This is a genomic window from Bradyrhizobium sp. OK095 (assembly GCF_900109945.1).
Taxonomy (GTDB): Bacteria; Pseudomonadota; Alphaproteobacteria; order Rhizobiales; family Xanthobacteraceae; genus Bradyrhizobium.
Genome location: NZ_FOBX01000005.1, coordinates 295,379 through 320,061, shown reverse-complemented (window position 1 = coordinate 320,061; position 24,683 = coordinate 295,379). Strand labels below are relative to the sequence as shown.

General features: G+C 64.3%; 23 protein-coding genes. 12 read left to right on the top strand and 11 right to left on the bottom strand.

Annotated features, from left to right (window positions below):
- The first annotated feature begins 99 nt into the window (after positions 1 to 99).
- The 4 genes from BMW89_RS15860 (at position 100) to BMW89_RS15845 (ending at position 3,882) form a co-directional block, all read left to right on the top strand.
- Positions 100 to 924 (top strand): FkbM family methyltransferase, encoded by an 825-nt coding sequence (locus BMW89_RS15860; RefSeq protein WP_092028070.1) that lies wholly within the window; start codon positions 100 to 102, stop codon positions 922 to 924.
- 21 nt (positions 925 to 945) lie between these two features.
- Positions 946 to 1,332 carry a VOC family protein gene (locus BMW89_RS15855; protein ID WP_092027888.1) on the top strand — a complete coding sequence of 129 codons (387 nt, stop codon included), beginning with the start codon at positions 946 to 948 and terminating at the stop codon, positions 1,330 to 1,332.
- A 72-nt stretch (positions 1,333 to 1,404) separates the two neighbouring features.
- The gene (locus BMW89_RS38385) at positions 1,405 to 1,647 is read left to right on the top strand and encodes a hypothetical protein (protein ID WP_244547606.1); all 243 of its coding nucleotides are present in this window, start codon (positions 1,405 to 1,407) and stop codon (positions 1,645 to 1,647) included.
- A gap of 186 nt (positions 1,648 to 1,833) precedes the next feature.
- The gene (locus BMW89_RS15845; RefSeq protein ID WP_092027886.1) at positions 1,834 to 3,882 is read left to right on the top strand and encodes an OmpA family protein; all 2,049 of its coding nucleotides are present in this window, start codon (positions 1,834 to 1,836) and stop codon (positions 3,880 to 3,882) included.
- A gap of 78 nt (positions 3,883 to 3,960) precedes the next feature.
- Here BMW89_RS15845 and BMW89_RS15840 read toward each other — a convergent pair whose 3' ends face one another.
- From BMW89_RS15840 to BMW89_RS15805, 8 genes are all read right to left on the bottom strand, one after another.
- Positions 3,961 to 5,112 carry a serine hydrolase domain-containing protein gene (locus tag BMW89_RS15840; RefSeq protein WP_143062770.1) on the bottom strand — a complete coding sequence of 384 codons (1,152 nt, stop codon included), beginning with the start codon at positions 5,110 to 5,112 and terminating at the stop codon, positions 3,961 to 3,963.
- Positions 5,113 to 5,182: 70 nt separating this feature from the next.
- The gene (locus tag BMW89_RS15835; RefSeq protein WP_143062769.1) at positions 5,183 to 5,866 is read right to left on the bottom strand and encodes a DUF4019 domain-containing protein; all 684 of its coding nucleotides are present in this window, start codon (positions 5,864 to 5,866) and stop codon (positions 5,183 to 5,185) included.
- Positions 5,867 to 5,972: 106 nt separating this feature from the next.
- Positions 5,973 to 7,310, bottom strand: coding sequence for an argininosuccinate synthase (gene argG / locus BMW89_RS15830; RefSeq protein ID WP_092027880.1), 1,338 nt, complete (start codon positions 7,308 to 7,310; stop codon positions 5,973 to 5,975).
- 93 nt (positions 7,311 to 7,403) lie between these two features.
- The gene (locus BMW89_RS15825; RefSeq protein WP_092027878.1) at positions 7,404 to 8,180 is read right to left on the bottom strand and encodes a phosphatase PAP2 family protein; all 777 of its coding nucleotides are present in this window, start codon (positions 8,178 to 8,180) and stop codon (positions 7,404 to 7,406) included.
- A 56-nt stretch (positions 8,181 to 8,236) separates the two neighbouring features.
- The gene (locus BMW89_RS15820) at positions 8,237 to 8,731 is read right to left on the bottom strand and encodes a hypothetical protein (protein ID WP_092027876.1); all 495 of its coding nucleotides are present in this window, start codon (positions 8,729 to 8,731) and stop codon (positions 8,237 to 8,239) included.
- A gap of 165 nt (positions 8,732 to 8,896) precedes the next feature.
- Positions 8,897 to 10,099, bottom strand: coding sequence for a dual-specificity RNA methyltransferase RlmN (rlmN, locus tag BMW89_RS15815; RefSeq protein WP_092027873.1), 1,203 nt, complete (start codon positions 10,097 to 10,099; stop codon positions 8,897 to 8,899).
- A 193-nt stretch (positions 10,100 to 10,292) separates the two neighbouring features.
- The gene (locus tag BMW89_RS15810) at positions 10,293 to 10,955 is read right to left on the bottom strand and encodes an invasion associated locus B family protein (protein ID WP_092027871.1); all 663 of its coding nucleotides are present in this window, start codon (positions 10,953 to 10,955) and stop codon (positions 10,293 to 10,295) included.
- 106 nt (positions 10,956 to 11,061) lie between these two features.
- Positions 11,062 to 11,901, bottom strand: a complete 840-nt coding sequence (locus BMW89_RS15805; RefSeq protein WP_092027869.1) for an SDR family oxidoreductase — start codon at positions 11,899 to 11,901, stop codon at positions 11,062 to 11,064.
- Positions 11,902 to 12,122: 221 nt separating this feature from the next.
- Between BMW89_RS15805 and BMW89_RS15800 the strand changes: the two genes are divergently transcribed.
- The 3 genes from BMW89_RS15800 (at position 12,123) to BMW89_RS15790 (ending at position 15,547) form a co-directional block, all read left to right on the top strand.
- Positions 12,123 to 13,097 (top strand): NADPH:quinone oxidoreductase family protein, encoded by a 975-nt coding sequence (locus BMW89_RS15800; RefSeq protein ID WP_092027866.1) that lies wholly within the window; start codon positions 12,123 to 12,125, stop codon positions 13,095 to 13,097.
- A 566-nt stretch (positions 13,098 to 13,663) separates the two neighbouring features.
- A complete protein-coding gene (locus BMW89_RS15795) occupies positions 13,664 to 14,377 on the top strand; it encodes a hypothetical protein (RefSeq protein WP_244547601.1) in 714 nt (237 codons plus the stop codon).
- Positions 14,378 to 14,395: 18 nt separating this feature from the next.
- On the top strand, positions 14,396 to 15,547 hold the full coding sequence (locus BMW89_RS15790; RefSeq protein WP_092027862.1) for a TAXI family TRAP transporter solute-binding subunit: 1,152 nt from the start codon (positions 14,396 to 14,398) through the stop codon (positions 15,545 to 15,547).
- Positions 15,548 to 15,710: 163 nt separating this feature from the next.
- Here BMW89_RS15790 and BMW89_RS15785 read toward each other — a convergent pair whose 3' ends face one another.
- Both BMW89_RS15785 and BMW89_RS15780 read right to left on the bottom strand, forming a co-directional pair.
- Positions 15,711 to 16,103 (bottom strand): YkvA family protein, encoded by a 393-nt coding sequence (locus tag BMW89_RS15785; RefSeq protein WP_177196076.1) that lies wholly within the window; start codon positions 16,101 to 16,103, stop codon positions 15,711 to 15,713.
- Positions 16,104 to 16,204: 101 nt separating this feature from the next.
- Positions 16,205 to 16,507: a 4a-hydroxytetrahydrobiopterin dehydratase gene (locus BMW89_RS15780; RefSeq protein WP_092027860.1), complete on the bottom strand. Its 303-nt coding sequence runs from the start codon at positions 16,505 to 16,507 to the stop codon at positions 16,205 to 16,207.
- Positions 16,508 to 16,659: 152 nt separating this feature from the next.
- Between BMW89_RS15780 and BMW89_RS15775 the strand changes: the two genes are divergently transcribed.
- Both BMW89_RS15775 and BMW89_RS15770 read left to right on the top strand, forming a co-directional pair.
- Complete coding sequence (locus tag BMW89_RS15775) at positions 16,660 to 18,105, top strand: TAXI family TRAP transporter solute-binding subunit (RefSeq protein WP_092027858.1); 1,446 nt, start codon at positions 16,660 to 16,662, stop codon at positions 18,103 to 18,105.
- Between the two features lie 108 nt (positions 18,106 to 18,213).
- Entirely contained in the window at positions 18,214 to 19,755 is a 1,542-nt protein-coding gene (locus BMW89_RS15770) for an alkaline phosphatase D family protein (protein WP_092028067.1), read from the top strand.
- Between the two features lie 3 nt (positions 19,756 to 19,758).
- On the opposite strand, the gene BMW89_RS15765 is transcribed toward BMW89_RS15770, so the two are convergent.
- Entirely contained in the window at positions 19,759 to 20,142 is a 384-nt protein-coding gene (locus BMW89_RS15765) for a response regulator (RefSeq protein ID WP_092027856.1), read from the bottom strand.
- Positions 20,143 to 20,338: 196 nt separating this feature from the next.
- On the opposite strand from BMW89_RS15765, the gene BMW89_RS15760 reads away from it, so the two are divergent.
- The 3 genes from BMW89_RS15760 (at position 20,339) to BMW89_RS15750 (ending at position 24,683) form a co-directional block, all read left to right on the top strand.
- Positions 20,339 to 21,115, top strand: coding sequence for a Crp/Fnr family transcriptional regulator (locus tag BMW89_RS15760; RefSeq protein WP_177196091.1), 777 nt, complete (start codon positions 20,339 to 20,341; stop codon positions 21,113 to 21,115).
- Between the two features lie 287 nt (positions 21,116 to 21,402).
- Positions 21,403 to 23,229 carry a translational GTPase TypA gene (gene typA, locus BMW89_RS15755; RefSeq protein ID WP_092027852.1) on the top strand — a complete coding sequence of 609 codons (1,827 nt, stop codon included), beginning with the start codon at positions 21,403 to 21,405 and terminating at the stop codon, positions 23,227 to 23,229.
- A 206-nt stretch (positions 23,230 to 23,435) separates the two neighbouring features.
- Positions 23,436 to 24,683 (top strand): flavin monoamine oxidase family protein, encoded by a 1,248-nt coding sequence (locus tag BMW89_RS15750; RefSeq protein WP_092027850.1) that lies wholly within the window; start codon positions 23,436 to 23,438, stop codon positions 24,681 to 24,683.

Genomic DNA, 24,683 nt, shown 5'->3' with positions numbered 1-24,683 from the left:
CTCTTCGCCGGGACGACACTGAGATTGTGGCTCGGATCGAAGATTGGAGTCCTCACCAAAACCGGCTATGCATGCGCCGCCTGCAATGAGGATCGCCGCTTGACGCCCGACAATGCCCCTTCGACCGCGCCATTCGGCGCGTTTGCGCCGAATGCGGCACAGGCCGCGATCATTCGCCTCACGCAGCAATCGGGGCTGAAGCGCGGCGCGTTCCGGCCATGGATGTCGCGGCTGGTGAACCTGCTGCGCAGCGGCCCCCTCGACGTCCAGTATCAGGGCGCCTCGTTCCGCTTCTACCACCAGGGCAGCGCAACCGAACGCGGCGCGCTGTTCAATCCGGACTACAATCTCGACGAGCTCGACTTCCTGCGCCAGCACACACCGGCGGGCGGCACGTTCGTCGATGTCGGCGCCAATGTCGGCACCTTTGCGCTGGTGATGGCGCGGCAGGTCGGCGCATCCGGCAAGGTGGTCGCGATCGAGCCGCATCCGCTGACGTTCGGACGGCTCTCGTTCAACCACGCCGCATCGAACGCGACGCAGGTACGCCTGGTGCAGGCCGCCGCCGGTGACAGCGACGGCGAGCTGATGATCGAGAGCGGCGGCGGCAATCTCGGCGCCACGCACGTCGTCACCGGCACGGCGAGCGCTGAGGCGATCAAGGTGCCGTCGCTGCGGCTGACGCGCATCCTCGACGAGGCGGGCATCGGCCACGTCGATTCGCTCAAGATCGACGTCGAGGGTTTTGAGGACCGCGTGCTGATCGGCTTCTTCCGCGACGCGCCGCAATCGCTATGGCCGCGTGCAGTGGTGATCGAGCATTTGTCACAAAACGAATGGCAGCAGGATTGTATTGCCGACATGGTCGCGCGCGGCTTTGCGATCGCGCGCAAGACGCGGAGCAATACGTTCCTGTCGCGCTGACAACGAACCACGGAGGTTGTGATGATCGACCATTTGGGCTTCCCCGTCTCCGATTATGAGCGCGCGAAGGCGTTCTACAGCAAGGCGCTGGCGCCGCTTGGCTACAGCCTGATCATGGAAGTAACGCAGGAGCAGACCGGCCACGATGCGGCCGCGGGTTTCGGCGCCGACGGCAAGCCGGACTTCTGGATCGGCGGCGAAGGCGCGCTGAACAAGCCGGTGCATGTCGCGATCCTCGCGAAAGACCGCGCGACCGTCGATGCGTTCTACGAGGCCGCGATGGCCGCCGGCGGCCGCGACAATGGCGCGCCCGGCATCCGCCCGCATTATCATCCGAACTATTACGGCGCATTCGTGCGCGATCCCGACGGGCACAACATCGAGGCCGTCTGCCACGCGCCGGAATAGGACCACCCGATGCGGAACATCGGCGCGGCACCCTCGTTGTCATTCTCCGAACAACTGATCTCGATGATGCCGATGCCGATCGAACCGCCCGAGATTCCGCCGGCAACACCGGGGACTCCGACCGAGCCGCCACCAGGAATTCCGCCGGGCAATCCGCAGCCTGAAATTTCGCCGCCGGTGCGCGAGCCGGGCGAGTCGCCGCGGCCCGACGAGTTGCCGGGGCACACGCCTGAAGAGATTCCATCGCGCGGGCCGAATGGCCCGCTCACGCCAAATCCTGCGACGGACGCAATGCCGCAGCGAGATCATGGATGAGGCGAAGCATCACATATGAAGCGATTGCAACCAGCGTCTGAATGCGCAATGAACGTCGCCATAGTGACGTGATTTGCATGCAGAAATAAATCGGGCCGCGACCCCTTCGCCCGCCACAATCCGGCCTAACGCGTAGCTGTTCATCAAAACACTTCGTCAAAGAACCTTCCGGGGAAGTTGACCATCATGACCAACCTTCGTTTCGTGCTGCTTGCCACCACGGCTCTGACCGCGATGCAATTGGCAAACACCGCATCGCATGCGCAGAGCGCGTCGCCGCTCGTCGTCGCGCAGGCGCAGACACAACCGCCAGAGAACGACAAATCGAAGCAGCCTCCGCCCAAGGGCCCGCCGCCCGCTGCGCGTCCGGCTCCGCCGGCCGCAGCACCGCCTGCAGCGCCCGCGCGCCCCACAGCGCCGCCGCCCGCGGCTGCACCGCCGCATCCTCCCGCCGCGCCGCCACCTGCCGCACCGTCACGCCCGACGCCACCACCTCCCGCGGCCCCGACTCATCAGGCACCGCCGCCGCCTCCCCCGCCACCTGCTGCACCCAAGGCACCGACCCCGCCTCCAGCCGCGGCTCCGCAACAGCACGCACCGACACCGCCGCCTCCGGCACCGCCCGCGGCACGTCCGGCTACGCCTCCGGCCCCGCCGCCCGCGGCTGCTCCTATTGTGCGGCCCGCGCCGACGACAGCGCCGGCCCCCACGACAACGCCAGCTCCGGCACCCGTGGCTCCCGCAGCGCGCCCGGCTACGCCTGCCGCACCGACCGCAACGCCGGCTCCGGGCGGCACGCCTGGCGCAGCGCCCGCTGGACGCCCCGGTGGGCCGCCGCCTGGCGGACGCCCCGGCACACCTCCGACTGCTGGATCACCATCGACGGCTCCGGGAGCCGCGCCCGGTGCCACGACCGCTCCGCCCCCCACGCCTGCACCTGGCGCAACACCGCTGCCGACAGCAACACCGGCTCCCGGCGGCGCTGTGATGCCTCCGCCCGGACGTCAGGGTGGAGCGCCTCCTGCCGGCGCGCCCGCAGCCGGAGCTCCGCCGACCCAGCCGCAGGCGGGCGTCCCGCCCCGGCCGGCAGCACCTCCCGCAGGCGTCGCGGCACCGAGCACCGTCTCGGGCTCGGCGGCCGCAGCGCCGCCGCCCGGCAGGGCGCAATACGCTCCGCCGACGGTCGCGCCGGCCTTCCGCGCCGCGCCCACGACCACCACGCCCCTACCGCCTGCGCCGCGCCCGCAGCAGCGTGACCTGACACCGCTCGCAATTGGCGCGGCCGTCGTGGGCGGCGCCGTGATCGGCGCCACCATCGCCGACTATCGCAACCAGCGACGCGAGAGCATCGAAGGTGGCCGCACCGTCTACACCGAACCGGACCGCATCATCATCCGCGATCCGGGCGGGCAGACCTATGTCCGCGGCAACGATCTCTATCGCTTCCGCTACGGCGCCCGCGACATCCGCACCGATACCGTTGGCGGCGATACCCGCACCGTCGTGATCCGTCCCGACGGCAGCGAAATCATCACCGTGGTCGGTCCGGACGGCCGGTTGCTGCGGCGGATCCGCAGGGACCAGGGCGGGCGGGAGCTCGTCATCATCGACAACAGCTACCGCGATCCGCAGTCGGTCGGCGGCTTCTATGTCGACGCGCCGCCGCCGGTCGTGAACATTCCCTACGACCGCTACATCGTCGATGCCCAGGAGGCCTCGCCGGACGTAATCTACCAGACGATGGTGGCCCCGCCGGTGCAACGGATCGATCGCCGCTACACGCTCGACGAGATCCGCTACAGCCCGAATGTTCGCATGCAGATGCCGAGCATCGATCTCAACACGATCAACTTCGAGACGGGATCGTGGACCATCCCGCCGGACCAGGCGGCGAAGCTGCAGGCGATCGCCGACGGTCTCAACCGAGCGATCCAGGCTAACCCGCGCGTGGTGTTCCTGATCGAGGGACACACCGACGCGGTCGGCAACGACGTCGACAATCTGTCGCTGTCGGATCGCCGTGCGCAGTCCGCGGCCGAATTGCTGACGCAGCAGTTCGGTGTGCCTGCGGAGAACCTGACGTCGCAGGGCTATGGCGAGCAGTACCTGAAGGAGCAGACGCAAGGACCGAGCGCGATCAACCGGCGCGTCACCGTCCGCAACATCACGCCGCTGCTCAACGGCGGGCAGGCTTCGCTGCCGCCGCCCCCGCCCGGCACCGCGCCGCCGCGCTGAGGCGAGCCACAAATGCAAAATGGCCGGGAGCAATCCCGGCCATTTTCGTTGATAGCCTCTGCTGCAGATCGGTCGGCTTCAATTCATGGCAGCGAGGATATTCCGGCCGAAAACCGCAATGTCGGCCGCTGCATCGCTGTTCACGAGCACGGTAACGGAGGCCCACGAACTACCGGCTTGGACGATTCCGTTGTACGCACGGAATCCGCTGATTTCGCCGTCATGTTCGAGACGTCGCATTCCTCCGGGAAGCTGGCATATGAACCAACCCATTGCATAGGCGCATCCGGTGTAGTTCCCCGGCGTCGAAACGGGCGCAGCAGGATTGGTCAGGGTAACCAGCGACGGACTGCTCAAAACGACCCCCGACATCAGCGCGATATTCCATCGCGCCATATCGGCAACGCTTGCCACAATATCGCCAGCACCCAACGGCCAATCCGGCTTGTCGAAAAAGGGCGGAGACAGGTAGATCGGTTGCGCGTCGATCACCCCTGCGGGCGCGGGCTCGCCGATAAATCCCGCCGACTTCATCCCTGCCCTTCCGAATATTCGGGACCGAACATAGTCGTGAAAAAACGGAATGGACGAACTTTGGTTGGCCCCTTTTGTGGTTTGAACGATCTGCGAAAGAAGAAAGTAGTTCGAGTTGCTGTAGTCGAAAGCGCCGGGTGGCCCCTGCAACGGAAACGTCTTTATCCTTTGGACCATATTGTTGCGGTCGATTGGATTTTGACCCGGTACAAAGCCGACGTTCGGGTCGATCATAATGGCCGACTGATCGGCTGTGTAGCTGGGGATATTCGAGGTCATGTTCAGCAGTCGACGGATCGTCATCGGCTGCACCGTCGACCATTGGCCGATGTTCGAAAGATAATCGTCCAAACGTGTATCGAGCGAGAGCGGCTTGCCAGTGAACGGCACCTTCTCACTATCCTCGATCAACGCGAGTATGCTGCTGGCGGTAAATTGCTTGGTGACAGAGCCGATGCGGAAGCGAATATTCGCGCCATTGGGAATGGCGGCACCGCCTGGACCGATCGCGCCGGTATATACCGTTGCCCCGTTCACGGTAACCGCGATTGCTATCGTCGGCTGACCTCGTTGAGCCTGATACTGCCTGGCAAACTGATCCAGCTGATTTTGCCGGCCAGTATCCCAGGTAAATGCTTGTCCCGAACCGCTTGCCGACAGCAAGAAAAACAGCACCGAAAAAAAGCGAGAGAACATGAAGCCCTCCAGTCTGGAAATCGGACAGCGCCGGGGCAGCGTATGATGAGTCCCGTCGCCGGCCTCGCCTTCAGCAATCAATGTCGGTGACGCCAATGTTATTTTGGAGTACGCGCCACTTCTTGTCCTGGGTCGCGCGCAAGGTCACCGATTCCGGGCGGCAGCCCTTTAGATTGGAAAACTTTGTACGAAAACCCAGCGTAGTATAGAGCCCTGCTGGAAAGCCGGGCGGAGATTCAGCCGAACCAAATCCAAATGGATCGCGCTTGACCACGGTGCCCATCGGCTTGCGAAAGTCGTCGTAGAGCTTCTTCAGCTGATCCTTGTCCTTGAAGCTGACCCCGTAAGCGGTGGGGTCAAGCTGTCGCCACATGCTGTCAACATCGCCGGCGTCGAGGGCCGCCAGATAGGTGGCGGCAACCGGCTCGGGCGGCTCGGCAGGAGGGACATAGCGAACGGCGTGTTGCTCGATCGCCGGCTGATTCAAATAGACCAGCGCAACGAGCGCGAGCGCGCCTCCGGCCCGGACACCAGACTTGTACTTGATATCCAGTTTGCCCGGCAGGATCGCTCCAAACCCGCCGGCCGCAAGCGCCAACACCGTAATGTACACACGAAGCTGAAATGGCTCCGGATTCGGAAAGTTGACCGCGAACACGAGCATCGTGACGAGAAACGCGACGCCGCACACGAAGCCCAGAAGAATGTTAATGTCTATTGCGCCCGAAATAATTCCGTGGGCTGGCCTGTTCATCGTGCCCCCTTCCCGAAAGAAGAGGAAACTTATCAACCCTAGGGTATTCCGCAACAAGGCGTTGGAATCCACGCGGCATGGGTCCCGTCGTTCGCCAGGACGACAATCAGCCCTTGTCGCTCTCGAGCTTGAAGATCTGCGAGCCTTCGCTGCCGGACAAGAGGCCCGTGTCGCTATAGAGCTTCAGCTTCGTCCGCGTGTCGGCGATGTCGAGATTGCGCATCGTCAGCTGGCCAATACGATCGGCCGGCGTGAACGGCGCGTCCTCCACCTTCTCCATGCTGAGCCGCTCCGGCGCATAGGTGAGGTTCGGGCTTTCCGTGTTTAGAAGCGAGTAATCGTTGCCGCGGCGCAGCTCCAGCGTCACCTCGCCGGTGACGGCGCGCGCGACCCAGCGCTGCGCGGTCTCACGCAGCATCAGAGCCTGCGAATCGAACCAGCGACCCTGATAGAGCAGACGGCCGAGACGCATGCCGCTGATGCGGTATTGCTCGATGGTGTCCTCGTTGTGGATGCCGGTGACGAGGCGCTCATAGGCGATGTGGAGGAGCGCCATACCCGGCGCTTCATAGATGCCGCGGCTCTTGGCCTCGATGATGCGGTTCTCGATCTGGTCGCTCATGCCGAGGCCATGGCGGCCGCCGATGGCGTTGGCTTCGAGGAACAGCGCGACGGGATCAGAGAAGGTCTGGCCGTTCAGCGCCGTGGGCTGGCCTTCCTCGAACCGCACCACGACCTTCTCGGCTTTTACGGCGCAGTCGTCGCGCCAGAACGGCACGCCCATGATCGGGTTGACGATCTTGATGCCGCTGTCGAGGCTCTCGAGATCCTTTGCTTCGTGCGTGGCGCCGAGCAGATTGCTATCGGTCGAATACGCCTTCTCGGCGCTCATCTTGTAGGCAAAGCCCTGGGCGGTCATGAACGCCGACATCTCGGCGCGGCCACCGAGCTCGTCGATGAACTGCTGATCGAGCCAGGGCTTGTAGATCTTCAGGCCGGGATTGGTCAGCAGGCCGTAGCGGTAGAAGCGCTCGATGTCGTTGCCCTTGAAGGTCGAGCCGTCGCCCCAGATGTTGACGCCGTCTTCCTTCATCGCCGCGACCAGCATCGTGCCGGTGACGGCGCGCCCGAGCGGCGTGGTATTGAAATAGGTGATGCCGCCGGTCGAGATGTGGAAGGCGCCCGACTGGATCGCGGCGATGCCCTCGTGAACGAGCTGCATGCGGCAATCGACCAGCACCGCTTTCTCGGCGCCGAACTCCATCGCCTTGCGCGGGATCTCGTTGTAGTCGGCTTCATCAGGCTGGCCGAGATTGGCGGTATAGGCGTAGCAGCGCGCGCCTTTCTGCTTCATCCAGAGCAGCGCCGCGCTGGTGTCGAGGCCGCCCGAAAAAGCGATGCCGACTTTCTCACCCTTGGGCAGGCTTTTCAGGATCGTGGTCATGGGGCTTCCAATCGGGTCTCGAAGGGCTGATGTGAGGGCGAACTTGACCGCGCGAATATCAAATTTCGCAGGCCTCGGCACGCATTTAATGGCTCAAAGCGAGGGCTCGGCCCCCGTCTTGCGGCCGAACAGGCGCTGGCGGAGCCGGTAGGCGGGCATGTTCAGCCGGGTCAGGACGGCATCGACCGCCTCGTCCGAGAACCGGGTCCGCGGCCAGCGGTAAATCAGCGCGTAGGCGAACCAGATCACGACGAAGGTGACGAGGCCGGCGATCGACACGTCGGTGAAGAAGTGGCCGCCGAACGCCATCCGCAGCCCGCTGGTGACGGCGCCGAAGACAACCGCACCGGCATAGGCGAGCGGCCGCCATGCCGGCGGCGCCAGCGCAGCGGGCGCGAGCGTCCAGAACGCGGTCGCGCCTTCGCCGGAGAAGAACGAGCAGTTGCGCGCGCAATCACCGCGCGGATCCCACCACGGCACGAACTGCTGATCGCCGGCAAACTGCGTCACCACCACCGGGCGCGGCCGGCCCCAATAGGTCTTGAAGGTGAGATTGGTCAGGATGCCGGCCGACAGGATGATGGTGACCAGCAGAAACACGATCGCGCGCCCCGACACCATGAGGGGACGGTCGGGCCGGATCATCTTGACCACGAGCGCGACCAGCGGCGGCAGCACGAAGGCCCAGGAGACCCACATCGCCGCGTCACGCGCGACGCCGGCCCAATCGTTCAGCTTGAGCGGAAACGTCTTCGTCTCCGGGTCGAAAAACAGCGCGGCGAGCTTGAGATCGAGCTCGGGATAGAGGCCGAAAACGACGCCGATCACGAGCCACAGCGCCAGGGCGATGAAGAGTCCGGTACGGTTCATGGCGCGCGGTTTAGCGGAGTGGAGGAAGGATGAAAACCCCGGAATGACGGCACAAACTACCGTACATCCGGCCGTGAATTCGACGGCAGCGGCGGGGGTGGTTTGCGCGGGGGCGGCGGGTTGCGCCAGGCGCCGGCGTTGCGGCCGGCGATCAGCCAGTAGACGACGCCGGCGACGATACCTGCGCCGGTCATGATCTCCAGATGACGCCGCACAATGCCCTCGAACTGCAAAGTATCGGAGTGAAAGGGAACGAGGCCGAGATAGCAGGCGAGCCCGACGAGGCCGCCGCCAACGGCATAAGCCAGCGCACTGCGGATATAGAGCGCCTCGGTGATCGCGACGATCACCGCCGCCGGAACCAGGGCGAAGCCCGAGACGAAGATGAAGCCGAAGCCCAGCAAAATATCGATCGTGCCCTGATCGACGGGCCCGGCGCCGAGATCGGAAAATTCCGGAAACAGCAGCGCGACGACCACGATCATGCCGCCGACGAAACAGGCGGCGAGAAAGCCGATAAAGATGACGATGAGGCGGCCGATCAGGGACATGCGCGGAAAGCCACCGTAGCCGTCATTGCGAGGAGCCAGCCGGTCCCGCCGCCGGCGGGCCGGATGACAGGCTCCGCGACCAAGCAATCCAGACTGCCACGGCGGAAGGATTCTGGATTGCTTCGCTGCGCTCGCAATGACGGGGATGCGAGAGCGCGCATCAACTCAATCCGTCACCGCCATGGCGCGCAGCGCCTGGCGTTCGCTGGCCGACAGCTTCTCCGTTTCCGACTTGAGCTGGCCGCAGGCGGCGAGGATGTCGCGGCCGCGCGGGGTGCGCACCGGCGAGGAATAGCCGGCGTTGAAGATGTATTCGGAGAACTTTTCGATCTGGTCCCAGTCCGAACACTCATAGGCGGTGCCGGGCCAGGGGTTGAACGGAATGAGATTGATCTTGGCGTGAATGCCCTTGAGCATCTTCACCAGCAGTTTTGCATCGTCGAGCGAATCATTGACGCCCTTGAGCATCACATATTCGAAGGTGATCCGGCGGGCGTTCGAGGCGCCGGGATAGTCGCGGCAGGCCTGCAGCAGCTCCTTGATCGGATATTTGCGATTGAGCGGCACCAGCTCGTTGCGCAGTTCGTCGCGCACGGCGTGCAGGGAGATCGCAAGCATCACGCCGATCTCGTCGCCGGCGCGCACGATGTTCGGCACCACGCCGGAGGTCGACAGCGTGATGCGGCGGCGGGAGATGCCGATGCCTTCATTGTCGCCGACGATCAGCAGCGCATCGCGCACCGCGTCGAAATTGTAGAGCGGCTCGCCCATGCCCATCATCACGACGTTGGTGACGCGGCGCGTGCCGTCCTCGCGATCGGCCCAGTCATTGAGGCGATCGCGGGCCACCATGATCTGACCGACGATCTCGCCGGCGGTGAGGTTGCGCACCAGGCGCTGCGTGCCGGTGTGGCAGAACGAGCAGTTCAGCGTGCAGCCGACCTGCGAGGAGACGCAGAGCGTGCCGCGATCGGTCTCGGGGATGTAGACGCACTCGACTTCGTGCGCCCGCTCGACATTGTCGCCGCTCGGTAAGCGCAGCAGCCATTTGCGGGTGCCGTCGTTGGAGATCTGCTCGGCCACGACTTCGGGACGATCGACGGTGAAGTGCTGCGCGAGCTCGGCGCGAATGCCCTTCGAGACCGAGGTCATATCGTCAAAACTTTGGGCGCCGCGGAAGTACATCCAGTGCCAAAGCTGCTGCACGCGCATCTTGCGCTGCGCCGGTGCCACGCCGATCTCGCCGAGGCGATCGGCAAGCTCGGTGCGCGACAGGCCGATCAGCGACGGCTTTGCCGGCGGCACATAGGTTTCGAGTGGAGTCTTCTCCACGAGGATTGCGTTGTGCGGCTCGGTCGTCGGTTGCATTGAATGGACCTAATGGCTTGGTCGTTCCGGGATGGTCCGAAGGACCAGACCCGGAACCTCGAGACTCCGGGCTCGATGTACCTGGGACGCGCTTGCGTCCCGTCGCATCGCCCCGGAATGACGGAAGAAATCTGGAACCGCCCCTATATAGCAACCGAAACCGCCGATTGCGACCGTGATCCCGCTTGCAGCCTTAACGCCTGCAATCCTGAGAAATCCGGTCCAGCGCCTGGGCGAGGCCCTTCAGCGAGAAGGTGTCGGTCGTCTCGGTGCCCTTGGCCGAGACGCCCTTGACCACGAGATCGGCGGATTTGCGCATGGCCTCGACCATCCGCTCCTCCTCGGCCGCATTCTTGATCCAGAGGCCGTCACCCTGCGTATACATCGAGAAGGCGGCACCGCCGACCTCAACCGAGGATTCGGAGCCCGGCTTCAGCGCATAGCCGATCATGACCGAGACTTCGTTGTTCACCTTTTCCGCCGGCCGGGTCGAGACGAAGGCATAGGCGGGATCACGGGGCCGGTTCGGCGGGTTGGTCTTCGACGACGAGGGTTTTGCCAGCGCGAAGCAGACCTTCTTGCCGTTGGGCGTAGCCGAATAGGCGCCCCAGGTGCCGAACTGGCCGATCAGGGTCGGCTCCGCGCCGCCCGCAACCGCTGCGGGCGGGGCCACCGGTTTGCTCTCGGGCTTTGCTGCCGACTTGGCCGTCGTATTTGCCGCCGGCGCTGCCGCTTTCGGTGCGGCCTCTTTCGGTGCAGATTTGGGCGCCGGTTGTGCCGTCTGCGCCCGCGCGGAATCGGTGATTCCCCACGCCGTCACGCCAATTATCAAAGCCAAAAATAGCGCCCGCCACATGCTGGAGTGGTTCCCTCAATATTGTGACTGGAAGATGGCCCGGCCGTGCTTTGTCCCCGAGGCAGGGATAGCCGGGAAAGTCCAATTTGGGAAGGCAGTTAGCGGGTCAGCCTTTGGATCGCGCGGCACGCTGGTCGGCCCATTGCGCGTCAGTCCAGCGCAACAAATCCTCGGCGCCGGAACTGCGCAGATGCGCGCCGCCATCGATCACCACCATCTCGCCATTGATGTAACCGGCACGATCCGAAACCAGGAAGCTGGCGAGGTCGACAAGTTCGCTGTGCTCGCCGGTGCGCCCCATCGGATTGCGCGCGGTCCAGCCTTCGTCGCGGCCCTCGGGGCGGAGCTGGCCCGAAGCGCCTGCGGTCGGGAACGGACCCGGTGCGATCGCGACGGTGCGGATGCCCTTCGGACCCCACTCGACCGCGAGGCTCTTGGTCATCGCCAGCACCGCCGACTTCGCCATCGCCGACGGCACGGTGAAGGCGCGACCGGTGATGGTCGAGGTCGAGAGGATCGAGAGCACGACGCCATTATGCTTGCCGTCGATCCAGCGCTTGCCGGCAGCGAGCGTGCAGTACATCGCACCATGCAGCGTCGGCGCCAGGATCGCATCCGCGGCACGGAAGGAGAGATGCTCGCTCTGCGCAATGAAGGTCGCAGCAGCATTGTTGACGAGAATATCGAGCGGCGCCTCGCGCCAGATCGTGTCCATCATGCTGTCGACAGCGGCACCGTCGCGGATATCGCAGGCGATGGTGGTGACCTTGCCGCCGGTCTGCGCGCGCATCTCGCTTGCGGTTGCTTCCAGCCGGTCGGGCTTGCGGCCGCAGATCACGAGCTCGGCGCCGAGCGTGAGGAAGCGACGCCCCATCGCGGCGCCGAGGCCCGAGCCACCACCGGTGACGAGGATGCGCTTGTCCTTGAGCAGACCCGTTTCAAACATCGTTTGAACCCTTTCTCCGCGGATTTCGTCGTTGCGAGCGCAGCCAAGAAATCCAGACTATTTCCGCAGGACGGATTCTGGATTGCTTCGCTCCGCTCGCAATGACGCGAGGATAGGCCAGCGAGCCGCTTTCGACAAAGAATCCGGATTGTCGCCCGTGCCTAAATCCGGCAGAAACAGATCAACTATAATTCCACATCGAAACGCCCCAAGGTGCCGCCATGAAAGCCATTCTCTGCTCGCAATATTGCCAGCCCGACGATCTCGTGCTTGCGGACGTGCCCGATCCGGTGGCCGGTCCCGGCGAAGCCGTGATCGCGATCAAGGCGGCGGCGCTGAACTTCTTCGACATCCTGATGATCCAGGGCAAGTACCAGATCAAGCCGCCGTTCCCGTTCTCGCCGGCGGCCGAAGTTGCGGGCGTGATCGAGAGCATCGGTCCCGGCGTGACTGAGGTGAAGGTCGGCGACCGCGTGGTCGCCTCCTGCGGCCATAACGGTGCGCGCGAGAAGATCGCATTGCCGGCGGCATCGATCGTGAAGATTCCCGACAATCTCGACTACGACCGCGCGGCGGGCATCATCATCATCTACGGCACCGCGCTGCATGCGCTGGAAGATCGCGCCAGCCCGAAGCCGGGCGAGACGCTTGCGGTGCTCGGCGCGGCCGGCGGCACCGGCTTAGCTGCCTGCGAGCTTGGCAAGCTGATGGGCCTGAAGGTGATCGCCTGCGCCTCGTCGGACGAGAAGCTGGAATTCGCCAAAGCACACGGCGCCGAGCTGACGCTGAACTACGGCAAGGAAGATCTGAAGGAAGGCTTGCGCAAGCTCACGGGCGGCAAGGGCGTCGATATCATCTTCGATCCGGTTGGTGGTACGTATGCCGAGCAGGCGCTGCGCTCGATCGCCTGGGAAGGCCGCTTCCTCGTGATCGGCTTTGCCGCCGGCGACATTCCGAAGATGCCGCTGAACCTCGCGCTCTTGAAAGGCTGCGACATCCGCGGCGTGTTCTGGGGCGCCTGGACCCGGCTCAATCCGGAAAAGAACCGCGCCAATCTCGAGAAGCTCGTGAAGTGGACCGCGGAAGGAAAGATTTCATCGCATGTCGACCGCACCTTCCCGCTGGCCCAAACCGCGGATGCGCTGAAGGTGCTCGCGGGACGCCAGGCCATGGGCAAGGTGATCCTGCATCCGTGAGGATGTCGGCGACGTTGCACGCACGCTCGCCACACATGAAACTGTCGTCGTCCGGCTTGACCGGACGACCCAGTATTCCAGAGACAGCAGAGACTTAGCCGAGAAGCCGCGGCGTACTGGATTCCCCGCCTTCGCGGGGAATGACAGCGCAGTTTGTGGCAGGCGACGCAACGCCTCCCGCTTTTCTTACGAAGTTGCGCAGCGCGCCACCTGGTGAAAATCCCCTCAATCATCGTGGCCAAAATTGCGGTGCATTCCGCCGCCTCGCCGTAATCAAACCCAAATATCTCCCGATTCGCGCAAACCGCCGTCGCTTTTTGGGCTGAATCGGACGGCGATTTACCGGTTCCAGTTTGCGGGGCGCTTCTGGACAACAAAAAGAAGACTGAAGCCGGGACTGTCCCTGCGTTGCGTCAGTAATGGGGAGCATCACCATGGAGACGACGGCATACCGTCCGTCCAGGGAGTCGAGGGCGTTCGACTCCAACCGATCTGCATCACAAGAGCCCACCGCGTCCTACATCCGTGCGCGCGCCAGCCGCGCCGATCTTCCGCAGGACGATCCAATGCCGCTGTTCCTGTCCGACCCGCTCGGGGCACCGGACCCGCTTGAATATGCGCCGCTGACGTTGCGCCCCGGATCCAGGATCGTCCCGCGCCTTCTCGCGGCTGTGTTCGCGATATCCGCCGCCGCGATCCTGGCGGCGCTGTTTCAGTCCGACCTGCGCAGCCTCATTGTGGCCAATGCCGGCAGCCCGACGGGCGCGGCTTCTGATCAAACCATCGCTCCGGCCAATCCGCCGGTCATGCGGCAAGCTCCGCTCAAGGATCCGGCGCGCGTGACCAACACGAGGCTGGCGAGTGCCGAGAGGGAGGATCTCCCTGCACCGCCGAGCCGTGACACCATCGCGGCCGCTCATCAGATCGCATTGCAGGCGCAGATGCCGGTGCCCGTCGTGGCACGGCCCGCGTCACCGGCACCACCTGAGCCGGTCAGGACGCTCGACGCCGACACGCTGACGGGGCTGATGACGCGCGCGAGGAGCCTGATCGGTGTCGGCGACATCGCCGCGGCGCGCCTGCTGCTCGAGCGCGCAGCCAATGCGCAAGATGCAACGGCCGCGCTCCTGCTGGCGCAAACCTATGATCCGGCGGTGCTGGGCATCAGCGACGCGCGGAGCATCATCGCCGACGCATCAGTCGCACGTGACTGGTATCAGCGCGCGGCAAGCCTCGGATCGGCGGAGGCACGACAGCGCCTCGCCCGGCCATCTCACTAAAACTCTTCAGGGGACATCATGCGTAACGCTTTGAGCATGGCGCTTGCCGCCATCATGACGATCTGCGCCTTCTCGGCACGAGCTGAGCAGACCGAATACGATCCGGCAAAAGTGTCGGACAGCCTGAAAGCCATCTTCCAGTTCGGCTCGACCACAACCAAGCAGGCGCTGAACGCCAACACCGTCACGCTGATCACCGGCACGATCGGCGGCACTTATGTGCAATTCGGCGCCGACCTCGCCTCGGTGCTCGACGACGGCAACAAGATCCGCGTGCTGCCGATCGTCGGCCGCGGCTCGGTGCAGAGCGTCGCCGACATCCTGTTCCTGCAAGGCGTCGATCTCGGTGTCGTGCGCGCCGATACGCTCGACTATCTCGAGCGCAAGGGCTTTGCCAAGGACATCAAGCGGCAGTTCACCTATGTGACAAAACTCTACAACGAGGAGATGCAGGTGATCGCGCCGAAATCGGTCGCGACGCTGAAAGACCTCGAAGGCAAGACCGTCAGCGTCGACCTACCGAACGGCGGCACCTTCGTCACCGCCCTCACCGTGTTCGAGCGGCTCGGGATCAAGGCGAAGTTCGTCTATGTCGAGCAGCGTATCGCAATGGAGAAGCTGAAGGCCGGCGAGATCGACGCCGTCATCGTGGTCGGCGGCAAGCCGTACAAATCGGTCTCGACCTTCGGCAATGACGGCCGCTTCCATCTTGCGAGGGTCGACTATGCCAAGCCGCTCCAGAGCGACTATCTGCCGGCGACGCTGACGGCCAAGGACTATCCGAACCTGATCAAGGACGGCGAGAGCGTGGACACGATCGCGGTGCCCGCGGTGCTCGCGGCCTATAATTGGGCGCCCAACACCGAGCGCTATCGCAAGCTTGCGCTGTTCGTGGACGCGTTCTTCACGAAATTCCCCGCGCTGCAGAACCCGCCGTTCCATCCTAAATGGAAGGAGGTCTCGCTCGCCGCACCGCTGTCCGGCTGGAGCAGATTGCCGGTGGCGCAGCAATGGCTCGACAAGCACGGCATCGAGCCGGTGGCCCGGCAGCGCTTCGAGGCGTTCTTGAAGCAGACTCCCGCGGCTGCAAACGTGTCCGACGCGGACAAGGAGACGCTGTTCAAGCAATTCCAGGCGTGGGACGCGGAGAAGGCGCGGGCGCAGAAGTAAAGGGCGCGCTTGGAGCAAGCGCCTTCCACACATTCGGTGTCATCGCCCGGCTTGGCCGGGCGATCCAGTACTCCGAGACGGTTGTGGTTTAATCGATGGGCTGCGGCGTACTGGATTCCCTGCCTTCGCGGGGAATGACAGCGGAATGCGCGGCAAAAGGCGACTACGCGGCTTCTACATCCGCCTTAACCTCATCCACCCCACGCTTCAACACAGCACGGGCGGCTTCGCGGTGCTCATTCGTGATATGGCCAGCAACCATGCGGATGGCAGTGGCGAGCACGGCGGCATCATCGGTGAAGCCGAGGACCGGCATCACGTCAGGGATGAAGTCGAACGGCAGGATGAAATAGGCGATCGCGCCCAGTAGCGCCGCCTGGACGTGGCGCGGCGTCTGCCGGTCGAACGCACAATAATAGGCGGCGAGCAGATCTTCGGCGAACGGCAGTTGCGCGGCGACACGCTTGAGCTTGCGCCAGAAACGGCGGCGCACGCTCTCACGATCTTCCGCGAGCCGATCGGCCGGCTCGAAGCCGACGCTGTGTTCGGCAGCCATGGTTGGAAACTCCCCGTTCAGCCAAGGATGGCATCGGCGCGGCGGATGGCCGCAGCTCCTGCCGGTCACAACATGGGGATGCAGCGACGCCTCGCAAGATGTCAGGCTGGTGTCAGCATGGCGATGGCGTTCATCGCCATGGCGAGCTCGATGTCGAGCTTGGTGACGCCGCCGGCGTCATGGGTCGCCAGCACCACCTCTACCGTCTTGTAGACGTTACGCCATTCGGGGTGATGATCGATCTTCTCGGCCACCAGCGCCGCGCGGGTCATGAACCCGAAGGCCTCGTTGAAATCCTTGAAGACAAAGGTTTTCCCGATCGCGTCGCGACCCTGAACCTCGGTCCAGCCCGGGATGCTGCCCAGCGCCTGTTTGCGCGCTTCCGCCGTCAGCCGCTCAGCCATGATTTGCCTCCGTTTTCAGGGGAACTTTACCCTAACGCCGTGCTTACGCCCCGGGTTCATACGGGATTTCGCCCATCCGCTAACCATGACGGAGATGTAACCCCGCAGGACAAGAAATTTGCTACAATTGCCGGCGTAAATCGCTGGCCAAGATGAAACTGAGCCTCAAGCGCCTGTTTGGGAGATCGATGACCGGGGGATTGGACCTGGCCGAAGCGCCCGTACCGACGTCGCCGCGATCAGCGGCGCGACGGACTGCGCTTGTCTCCCTCGCATTGGTGCTCGCCATCGCCGGTGCGCTGGTCGGCGGCTATTATTTTGCCATGCGACCGGTGACGCTGAAGGTCGCGGTCGGTCCCGCCAATAGCGACGATGTCAAGGTCATGCAGGCACTGACCCAAGGCTTCGCCCAGCACAAGAGCTATGTACGACTGCGTCCGATCCAGACCGACGGCGCCACTGCCAGCGCCGATTTGCTGGCGGAGGGCAAGGCCGATCTCGCCATCGTGCGCGGCGACGTCGACGTGCCGAAAAATGCGCAAGCGGTCGCGACCCTGCGCAAGAACGTCGTGGTGCTGTGGTCCGTGCCCGGCAAGGGCAAGAAGAAGGGCGCGAAGATCACCAAGATCGCGCAGCTCGCCGGCCATAAGGTCGGCGTGGTCGGCCGCACCCAGGCCAACGTCAATCTGCTCAAGGTGATCCTCCAGCAATACGGCATCGATCCCGCCAAGGTCGAGATCATCCAGTACCCCGCCAACGAAGCCGCCGAGGCGATCAAGGCCCAGAAGGCCGATGCCTATCTCGCGGCCGGTCCCGTCAACAGCAAGATCACGTCGGATGCGATCGCCGCCTCGTCGAAGGATACCGGCACGCCGACTTTCCTCGCGATCGATTCGGCGGATGCGATTGCGCAGAACCACCCGGTCTATGAAGCATCCGAGATCCCCGCGGGCACATTCGGCGGCTCACCAGCTCGTCCCGACGACGAGGTCAAGACGATCAGCTTCTCGCACCATATCGTGGCGCGCAAAGGCTTGTCGGAGACAAACGTCGCGGCGTTCACGCGGCAGCTCTTCGCCGTGCGGCAGCAATTGGTGACGGAATTCCCGCTGGCGGCGAAAATCGAGACGCCCGACACCGACAAGGATGCGGTGATCCCCGTGCATCCGGGTGCGGCCGCCTTCGTCGACGGCGAGGAGAAGACCTTCCTCGACAGATACAGCGATTACATCTGGTGGAGCCTGATGGCGCTCTCGGCCATGGGCTCGATCGGCGCCTGGTTCGCGGGCTACCTGAAAAAAGACGAGCGCGATAACAACAGTCATCTGCGCGACCGCCTGTTCGACATGATCACCGCGGCGCGCAAGAGCGAGACGACCGAAGAGCTCGACCAGATGCAGACCGAGGCCGACGAGATCCTGCGCGACACGCTGCGCTGCTTCGACCACGGCGCCATCGAAGAGGCTGCACTCACCGCCATCAACATCGTGCTCGACCAGTTCCACGCGGCGGTCGCCGACCGCAAGGCCGTGCTGTTCAGCATGCCGCAGAACCTGCAACGCGCAGGCGCGCAGTTCAGGGCCGCCGGCAACGCTTGAACGCTTGCGCACGTAATTGCTGCGTCACATTGCCTCAATATAGCGTCTGGCTTGATCGTGATGGCTGCCGTCCTGGCGGTCGCGCCACGCAATATCGAGAGCATCGCCATGAAGATCAAATTCTCCCGCCGCCGCTTCCTCACCACCGGTGCTGGTGCTCTCGGCGCGATCGCGATGCCGCATCTGTCGCGCGCGGCCGACCGGCCGGCGGTGACCCATGGCGTGCAGTCGGGCGACGTCACCGTCGATGGCGGCGTGGTGTGGGCGCGTGCCGACCGCCCGTCGCAGATGCTGGTCGAGGTCGCCACGACGGAGTCCTTCAAGGACGCCCGCGCGCTGCCGCCGATCCCGGCGCTGCCCGAGAGCGATTTCACCGCCAAAATGCTGATCGAGAACCTGCCGGGCGGACAGGACATCTTCTACCGTGTTCGCTTCCGCGATCTCTCGCATACCGCGGTCGAAGGCGAGGCGGTGGTCGGCCGTTTCCGTACCGCGCCGGCCGACCGCCGCGACGTCAGTTTTATCTGGGGCGGCGATGTCGCTGGGCAGGGCTGGGGCATCAATCCAGATGATGGCGGCATGGTCAGCTTCTCCGCCATGCGCAAGCACCGTCCGGATTTCTTCCTGCATTCCGGCGACACCATCTATGCCGACGGCCCGATCGAATCCGAGGTCAAGCTCGCCGACGGCAAGATTTGGAAGAACGTCACGATCCCCGAAAAGGCCAAGGTCGCGGAGACGCTGGACGAGTACCGCGCCGCGCACAAATACAATTTCACCGACGACAACGTCCGCGCCTTCAATGCCGAGGTGCCGATCTTCGTGCAGTGGGACGACCACGAGGTGACCAACAACTGGTCGCTGTCGAAGGAGTTGCCGGCGACCTACAAGGTGCGCGACATCTCGCTGCTCGCGGCGCGCGCGGGCCGCGCCTTCCACGAAATGTATCCGATGCGCGAAAGCATCGTCGAGCCGGGCCGGGTCTATCGAAAAATTTCCTACGGCCCGCATCTGGACGTGTTCGTGCTCGACGAGCGCAGCTATCGCGGCCCGAATGGCGCCAATCTCGAAACGGAATACGGCCCGGCCAGCTACTTCCTCGGCCCCGACCAGATCGCCTGGCTCAAGCGCGGCCTGCTCAACTCGCGCGCGACCTGGAAGGTGATCGCCTCCGACATGCCGCTCAGCCTGGTCGTCGCGGACACGCCGAAGGGCGGCTCGGAAGCGATTGCGCAGGGCGACGGTCCGGTGCGCGGCCGCGAGTTCGAGATCGCCGACATCCTGCGCTTCATCAAGATGGCGCCTGTTAGCAACACGGTGTGGCTGACCGCGGATGTGCATTACGCCGCCGCGCATTACTACGATCCGAACAAGGCCCAGTTCCAGGAGTTCGAGCCGTTCTGGGAATTCGTCTCCGGTCCGTTGCACGCCGGCACATTCGGTCCGAACGCGCTCGACAATACGTTTGGGCCCGAAGTGCGCTTCGTCAAGGCGCCGGGCAAGGACAGCCAGAACCTGCCGCCGTCCGCCGGCATGCAGTTCTTCGGTCACGTCAAAATCGACGGCGCCTCGGGCCAGATGATTGTGACCTTGCGCGACCGCGCCGACGTCGCGCTGTGGTCGACCACGCTCGATCCGAAACGCGGCTGATTGCTAATCGACGGCGCGAACCTGGAGCGCTGCCTCCAGCGCGTCGCTTGAGCACGGCTTCTGCAAACGGGGCCGGCTGGCGAATTCGGGCGGAATACGAGCGTCGTTGCCGTAGCCGGTGACGAAGACGAACGGAATCTTGAGCGCCACCAGCCGTTCGGCGATCGCAAAGCTCTTCTCGCGGATCAGCTCGACATCGAGCAGTGCGAAGTCGGGTGCCCGCTTGGCGATCGCGTCCAGTCCCTGCGTCACCGACCCGACCGTCCGCACGCTCGTCACGCCAAATCCGATGAGACGGTCCTCGAAATCGATCGCAATGATGGGGTCGTCCTCGACGATCAGAACGTCGGCAGGCCGGCCTGAGCGATCGGGAAGTGCGGGTGCCATGATCGGATCTCGAACGTGAGGTTTTTGGGTGTGAGGGTTTTCAGATCAGGACTGCCGCGACACGATGCCTGCGCCCAGCGCATCGGAGGGTTCCCGGAACGAAACCCACCACATCAGAGTTCTCCAGTCTGTCCACTTGTGCACACAAGGAACGGACGCAACTCGCTAGTGTGAGGAGAGGATGGCGGGGATCACGATGGACGCGCGTATCGACAAGGCAAGCGAGGTCGACAGCCGGCCGGCCAACAATCTGCTGCGGCGCTTGAGCCAGGCGGATTACGCGTTGCTGGCGCCGCATGTCACCGTTGAAAACACCGCGGCAAACGACCTGCTCTACAATCCCGGCGACGATGTCCAGGTCGTCCACTTCCCTTGCGGACCGTCGCTTGCGACGTTTCTCGTCCCCAACGAGGACGGCCGCGACGTCGAGACCATTCTGGTCGGGCGCGAGGGCGCGGTGGGCGGCATCGTCAGCGAAGGCTTCCTGCCGGCCTACACCCGCATCTGCGTGAAATTTGGCGGGCCGTTTGCGCGCGTCAATGTCGCCAGGCTGGAAGCGGCCAAGCAACGCTCGACGTCGCTGCGCCATGTCTTTGCCCGCTACGCCGATTGCATGCTGGCGCAGATCTTCCAGTCCACCGCCTGCAACGCCATCCACTCGATCGAGCAGCGCACGGCCAAATGGATTTTGGCGGCGATGGAGCGGACCGGCGACGAGAACAGCGTGCCGCTGACTCACGAGCAGCTTGCCACGCTGCTCGGGGTAGGACGCAGCTATGCGAGCCGTGTGCTGCAGTCGTTCAGGGCGGAAGGCGTGCTCGAGACCAGGCGCGGGTCGATTCTGGTCCGCAACCGCGATGGCCTGCGGCTGCGCGCCTGCCTCTGCAACGACGCCGTGAAGATGCATTTCGAGGAAGTTTTGCGCGGGGTCTACCCGACCGCGGAGCCGAGCAGCAGCCCGGTACGGGGCTGATCGAGGCACCTCGGGCCAAAGGACCGGTTTGGTGCCGGATTGCCCCTAACCCCCGGGAATTCCCGGACAAAATTCAATCAACCAACCCCGAAAGAACGCATTGTTTTTTGGCGTTTTTTGCCTATATTGCGCTGCAAACGTACAGGGTGCCCGGTTGATCTAGCCGAGCGGCCCTTTTGGGCGTAATAGGCCCCGTTTTCCACGTTTCAGCGTTGTCCGTGAAGAGGTCCCGGCTTGACCGGCGAGATCGCGCTTAACCCATTGTTCGACCGCAAAGAAGCTCACTCATGAACCTCCGCAACATCGCCATCATCGCCCACGTCGACCACGGCAAGACCACCCTGGTCGACAAGCTGCTGCAGCAATCCGGCACCTATCGCGACAACCAGCGTCAGGTTGAGCGCGCCATGGATTCCAACGATCTGGAACGTGAGCGCGGTATCACCATTCTGGCCAAATGTACCTCGGTGCATTGGAAGGATACCCGGATCAACATCGTCGACACCCCCGGCCACGCCGATTTCGGCGGCGAGGTCGAGCGCATCCTGTCGATGGTCGACGGCGTGATCGTGCTGGTCGACGCCGCCGAAGGCCCGATGCCGCAGACCAAATTCGTGGTCGGCAAGGCGCTCAAGCTCGGCCTGAAGCCGATCGTCGCCATTAACAAGGTCGACCGCCCCGACGCCCGCATCACCGAAGTCGTCAACGAGGTGTTCGACCTGTTCGCCGCCCTCGACGCGACCGACGAGCAACTCGATTTTCCGATCCTCTACGGGTCGGGCAAGAACGGCTGGATGGCGACCTCGCCCGACGCCTCGCACGACGTCGGCATGACGCCGCTGTTTGACCTCGTCATCAAGCACGTGGCGCCGCCGGTGGTCGAGGAAGGCCCGTTCCGGCTGCTCGGCACCATTCTCGAGGCCAACCCCTATCTCGGCCGCATCATCACCGGGCGTATCGCGTCTGGCACCGTGAAGCCGAACCAGGCCGTGAAGGTGCTGTCGCGTGACGGCAAGCTGGTGGAAAGCGGCCGCATCAGCAAGATCCTGGCGTTCCGCGGCCTCGAGCGGCAGCCGGTCGAAATCGCGGAAGCCGGCGACATCGTCGCCATTGCCGGACTGCCCAAGGGCACCGTGGCCGACACCTTCTGCGATCCCACGGTCGAGACGCCGATCCAGGCGCAGCCGATCGATCCGCCGACGGTGTCGATGTCGTTCATCGTCAACAACTCGCCGCTCGCCGGCACCGAAGGCGACAAGGTCACCAGCCGCCTGATCCGTGACCGCTTACTGCGCGAGGCCGAGGGCAACGTCGCGCTGCGCGTGGTCGAAGCCCAGGACAAGGACGCGATGGAAGTGTCCGGCCGCGGCGAATTGCAGCTCGCAATCCTGATCGAGACCATGCGTCGCGAGGGCTTCGAGCTCTCGGTGTCGCGTCCGCGCGTCGTGTTCCAGAAGGACCCGGAGACCGGGCAGACCCTGGAGCCGGTCGAGGAAGTCGTGATCGACGTCGACGAGGAGCACTCCGGCGTCGTCGTGCAGAAGATGAGCGAGCGCAAGGCCGAGCTGATCGAGATGAAGCCCTCCGGCGGCAACCGCCTGCGGCTGGTGTTCTACTCGCCGACCCGTGGCCTGATCGGCTACCAGGGCGAGCTGATGACCGATACCAAGGGCACGGCGATCATGAACCGCCTGTTCCACAACTACCTGCCTTACAAGGGCGCGATCCAGGGCCGCCGCAACGGCGTCCTGATCTCCAACGACCAGGGTGAGGCGGTGGCCTACGCCATGTTCAAGCTGGAAGATCGCGGTCCGATGATGATCGAGCCGGGCTGGAAGGTCTACAAGGGCATGATCGTCGGCGAGCACACCCGTGACAACGATCTCGAGATCAACGTGCTCAAGGGCAAGCAGCTCACCAACATCCGCACCACGTCCAAGGACGAAGCGGTGCGCCTGACCCCGCCGATCCGCATGACTCTGGAAAAGGCGCTGGCCTATATCGAGGACGACGAGTTGGTCGAGATCACGCCGAAGTCGATCCGTCTGCGCAAGCGGCACCTCGACGCCAACGAACGCAAGCGCGCGGAAAAGTCCAAGGAAGCGGTGGCGTAACAGCCACCGCTCTCGTGCCCCGGACGCAGCGCAGCACGCCTTTCGCGGTGCGCTGCTGAGCCGGGGCCCAGATACTATCACCACCTACACATCACCTTGGGTCCCGGCTCTGCGGAGCGGCGTTACACGCCGCACCGCGTCCGGGACACGAGAGACGTATATCTGTCCGGCTTCAGCACACCCAGCGAACGTGCTAGAGCCCGCCCATGACCTCCCTGCCCTCCTCCGTCGACGTCGCGATCATCGGCGCCGGTGCCGCCGGCCTCGGTGCCGCGCGTGCGCTGGAGGGCTCCGGCCTCTCCGTCATCGTGCTGGAGGCGCGTAACAGGCTCGGCGGCCGCGCCTGGACGGTGCAGGCCTCGCCTGAAGTGACCTTCGACGTCGGCTGCGGCTGGCTTCACTCGGCCGACAAGAATTCCTTCGTTCCAATCGCAAGACAACTCGATTTCGAGGTCAACAAGGACCTGCCGCCCTGGCGCGAGCGCGCCTTCGGCAACGCCTTTCCGCAAAACCAGCGCGACGATTTTATGCGCGCGATGGACGCGTTCTACGAGCGGCTCTGGCAGTCCGCACAGAAGGGCAAGGACGAGCCCGCGAGCCGGAGCCTGGAGCCCGGCAATCGCTGGAATCCGATGATCGACGCGATCTCGACCTATATCAACGGCTGCGAACTGAAGGACATGTCGACGCTGGACTGGGACGCCTATGAGGACACCAACGTCAATTGGCGCGTCCGCCGCGGCTACGGCGCACTCATCGCAGCCTACGGCGCGCCCTGCCCGGTGGCGCTGAACCGCAACGTGACGCTGATCGATCATTCGGACAAGCGCATTCGCATCGAGACCTCGCTGGGCACGCTGACCGCCGACAAGGTGATCCTCACCGTGCCGACCAATCTGATCGCGGACGAGGCCATCCGTTTTTCGCCGCCGCTTCCGGCGAAGGTCGATGCCGCAGCCGGCCTGCCGCTCGGCGTCGACGACAAGGTGACGCTGGCGCTCGACGATGCCGAAGCCTTCCCCAGGGAAGGCAATCTGCGCGGCGCCACCATGCGGACCGAAATGGGCACCTACCACATCCGCCCGTTCGGCCAGCCCTGCATCGAGGGCTTTTTCGGTGGCAGTTTTGCCCGCGAGTTGGAAAACGCCGGCGAAGGCGCCATCGCCGCGCACAGCATCGACGAGATCGCGAGCCTTTTGGGCAATGACATCCGCCGCAAGCTGAAACCGCTGTACGCGTCGCGCTGGGCGCATGATCCCTTCGCGAGAGGCTCGTATTCACACGCGCTGCCGGGGCATGCGGGGGACCGCGCCGTGCTGGCCACGCCGGTGGATGGGAGATTGTTCTTCGCGGGGGAAGCGACGTCGCCAACCTTCTTCACGACGGCGCATGGCGCGCGGGACAGCGGGGAGCGCGCGGCGAGGGAAGTGTTGGCGGTAATCGGAAAATCGTAG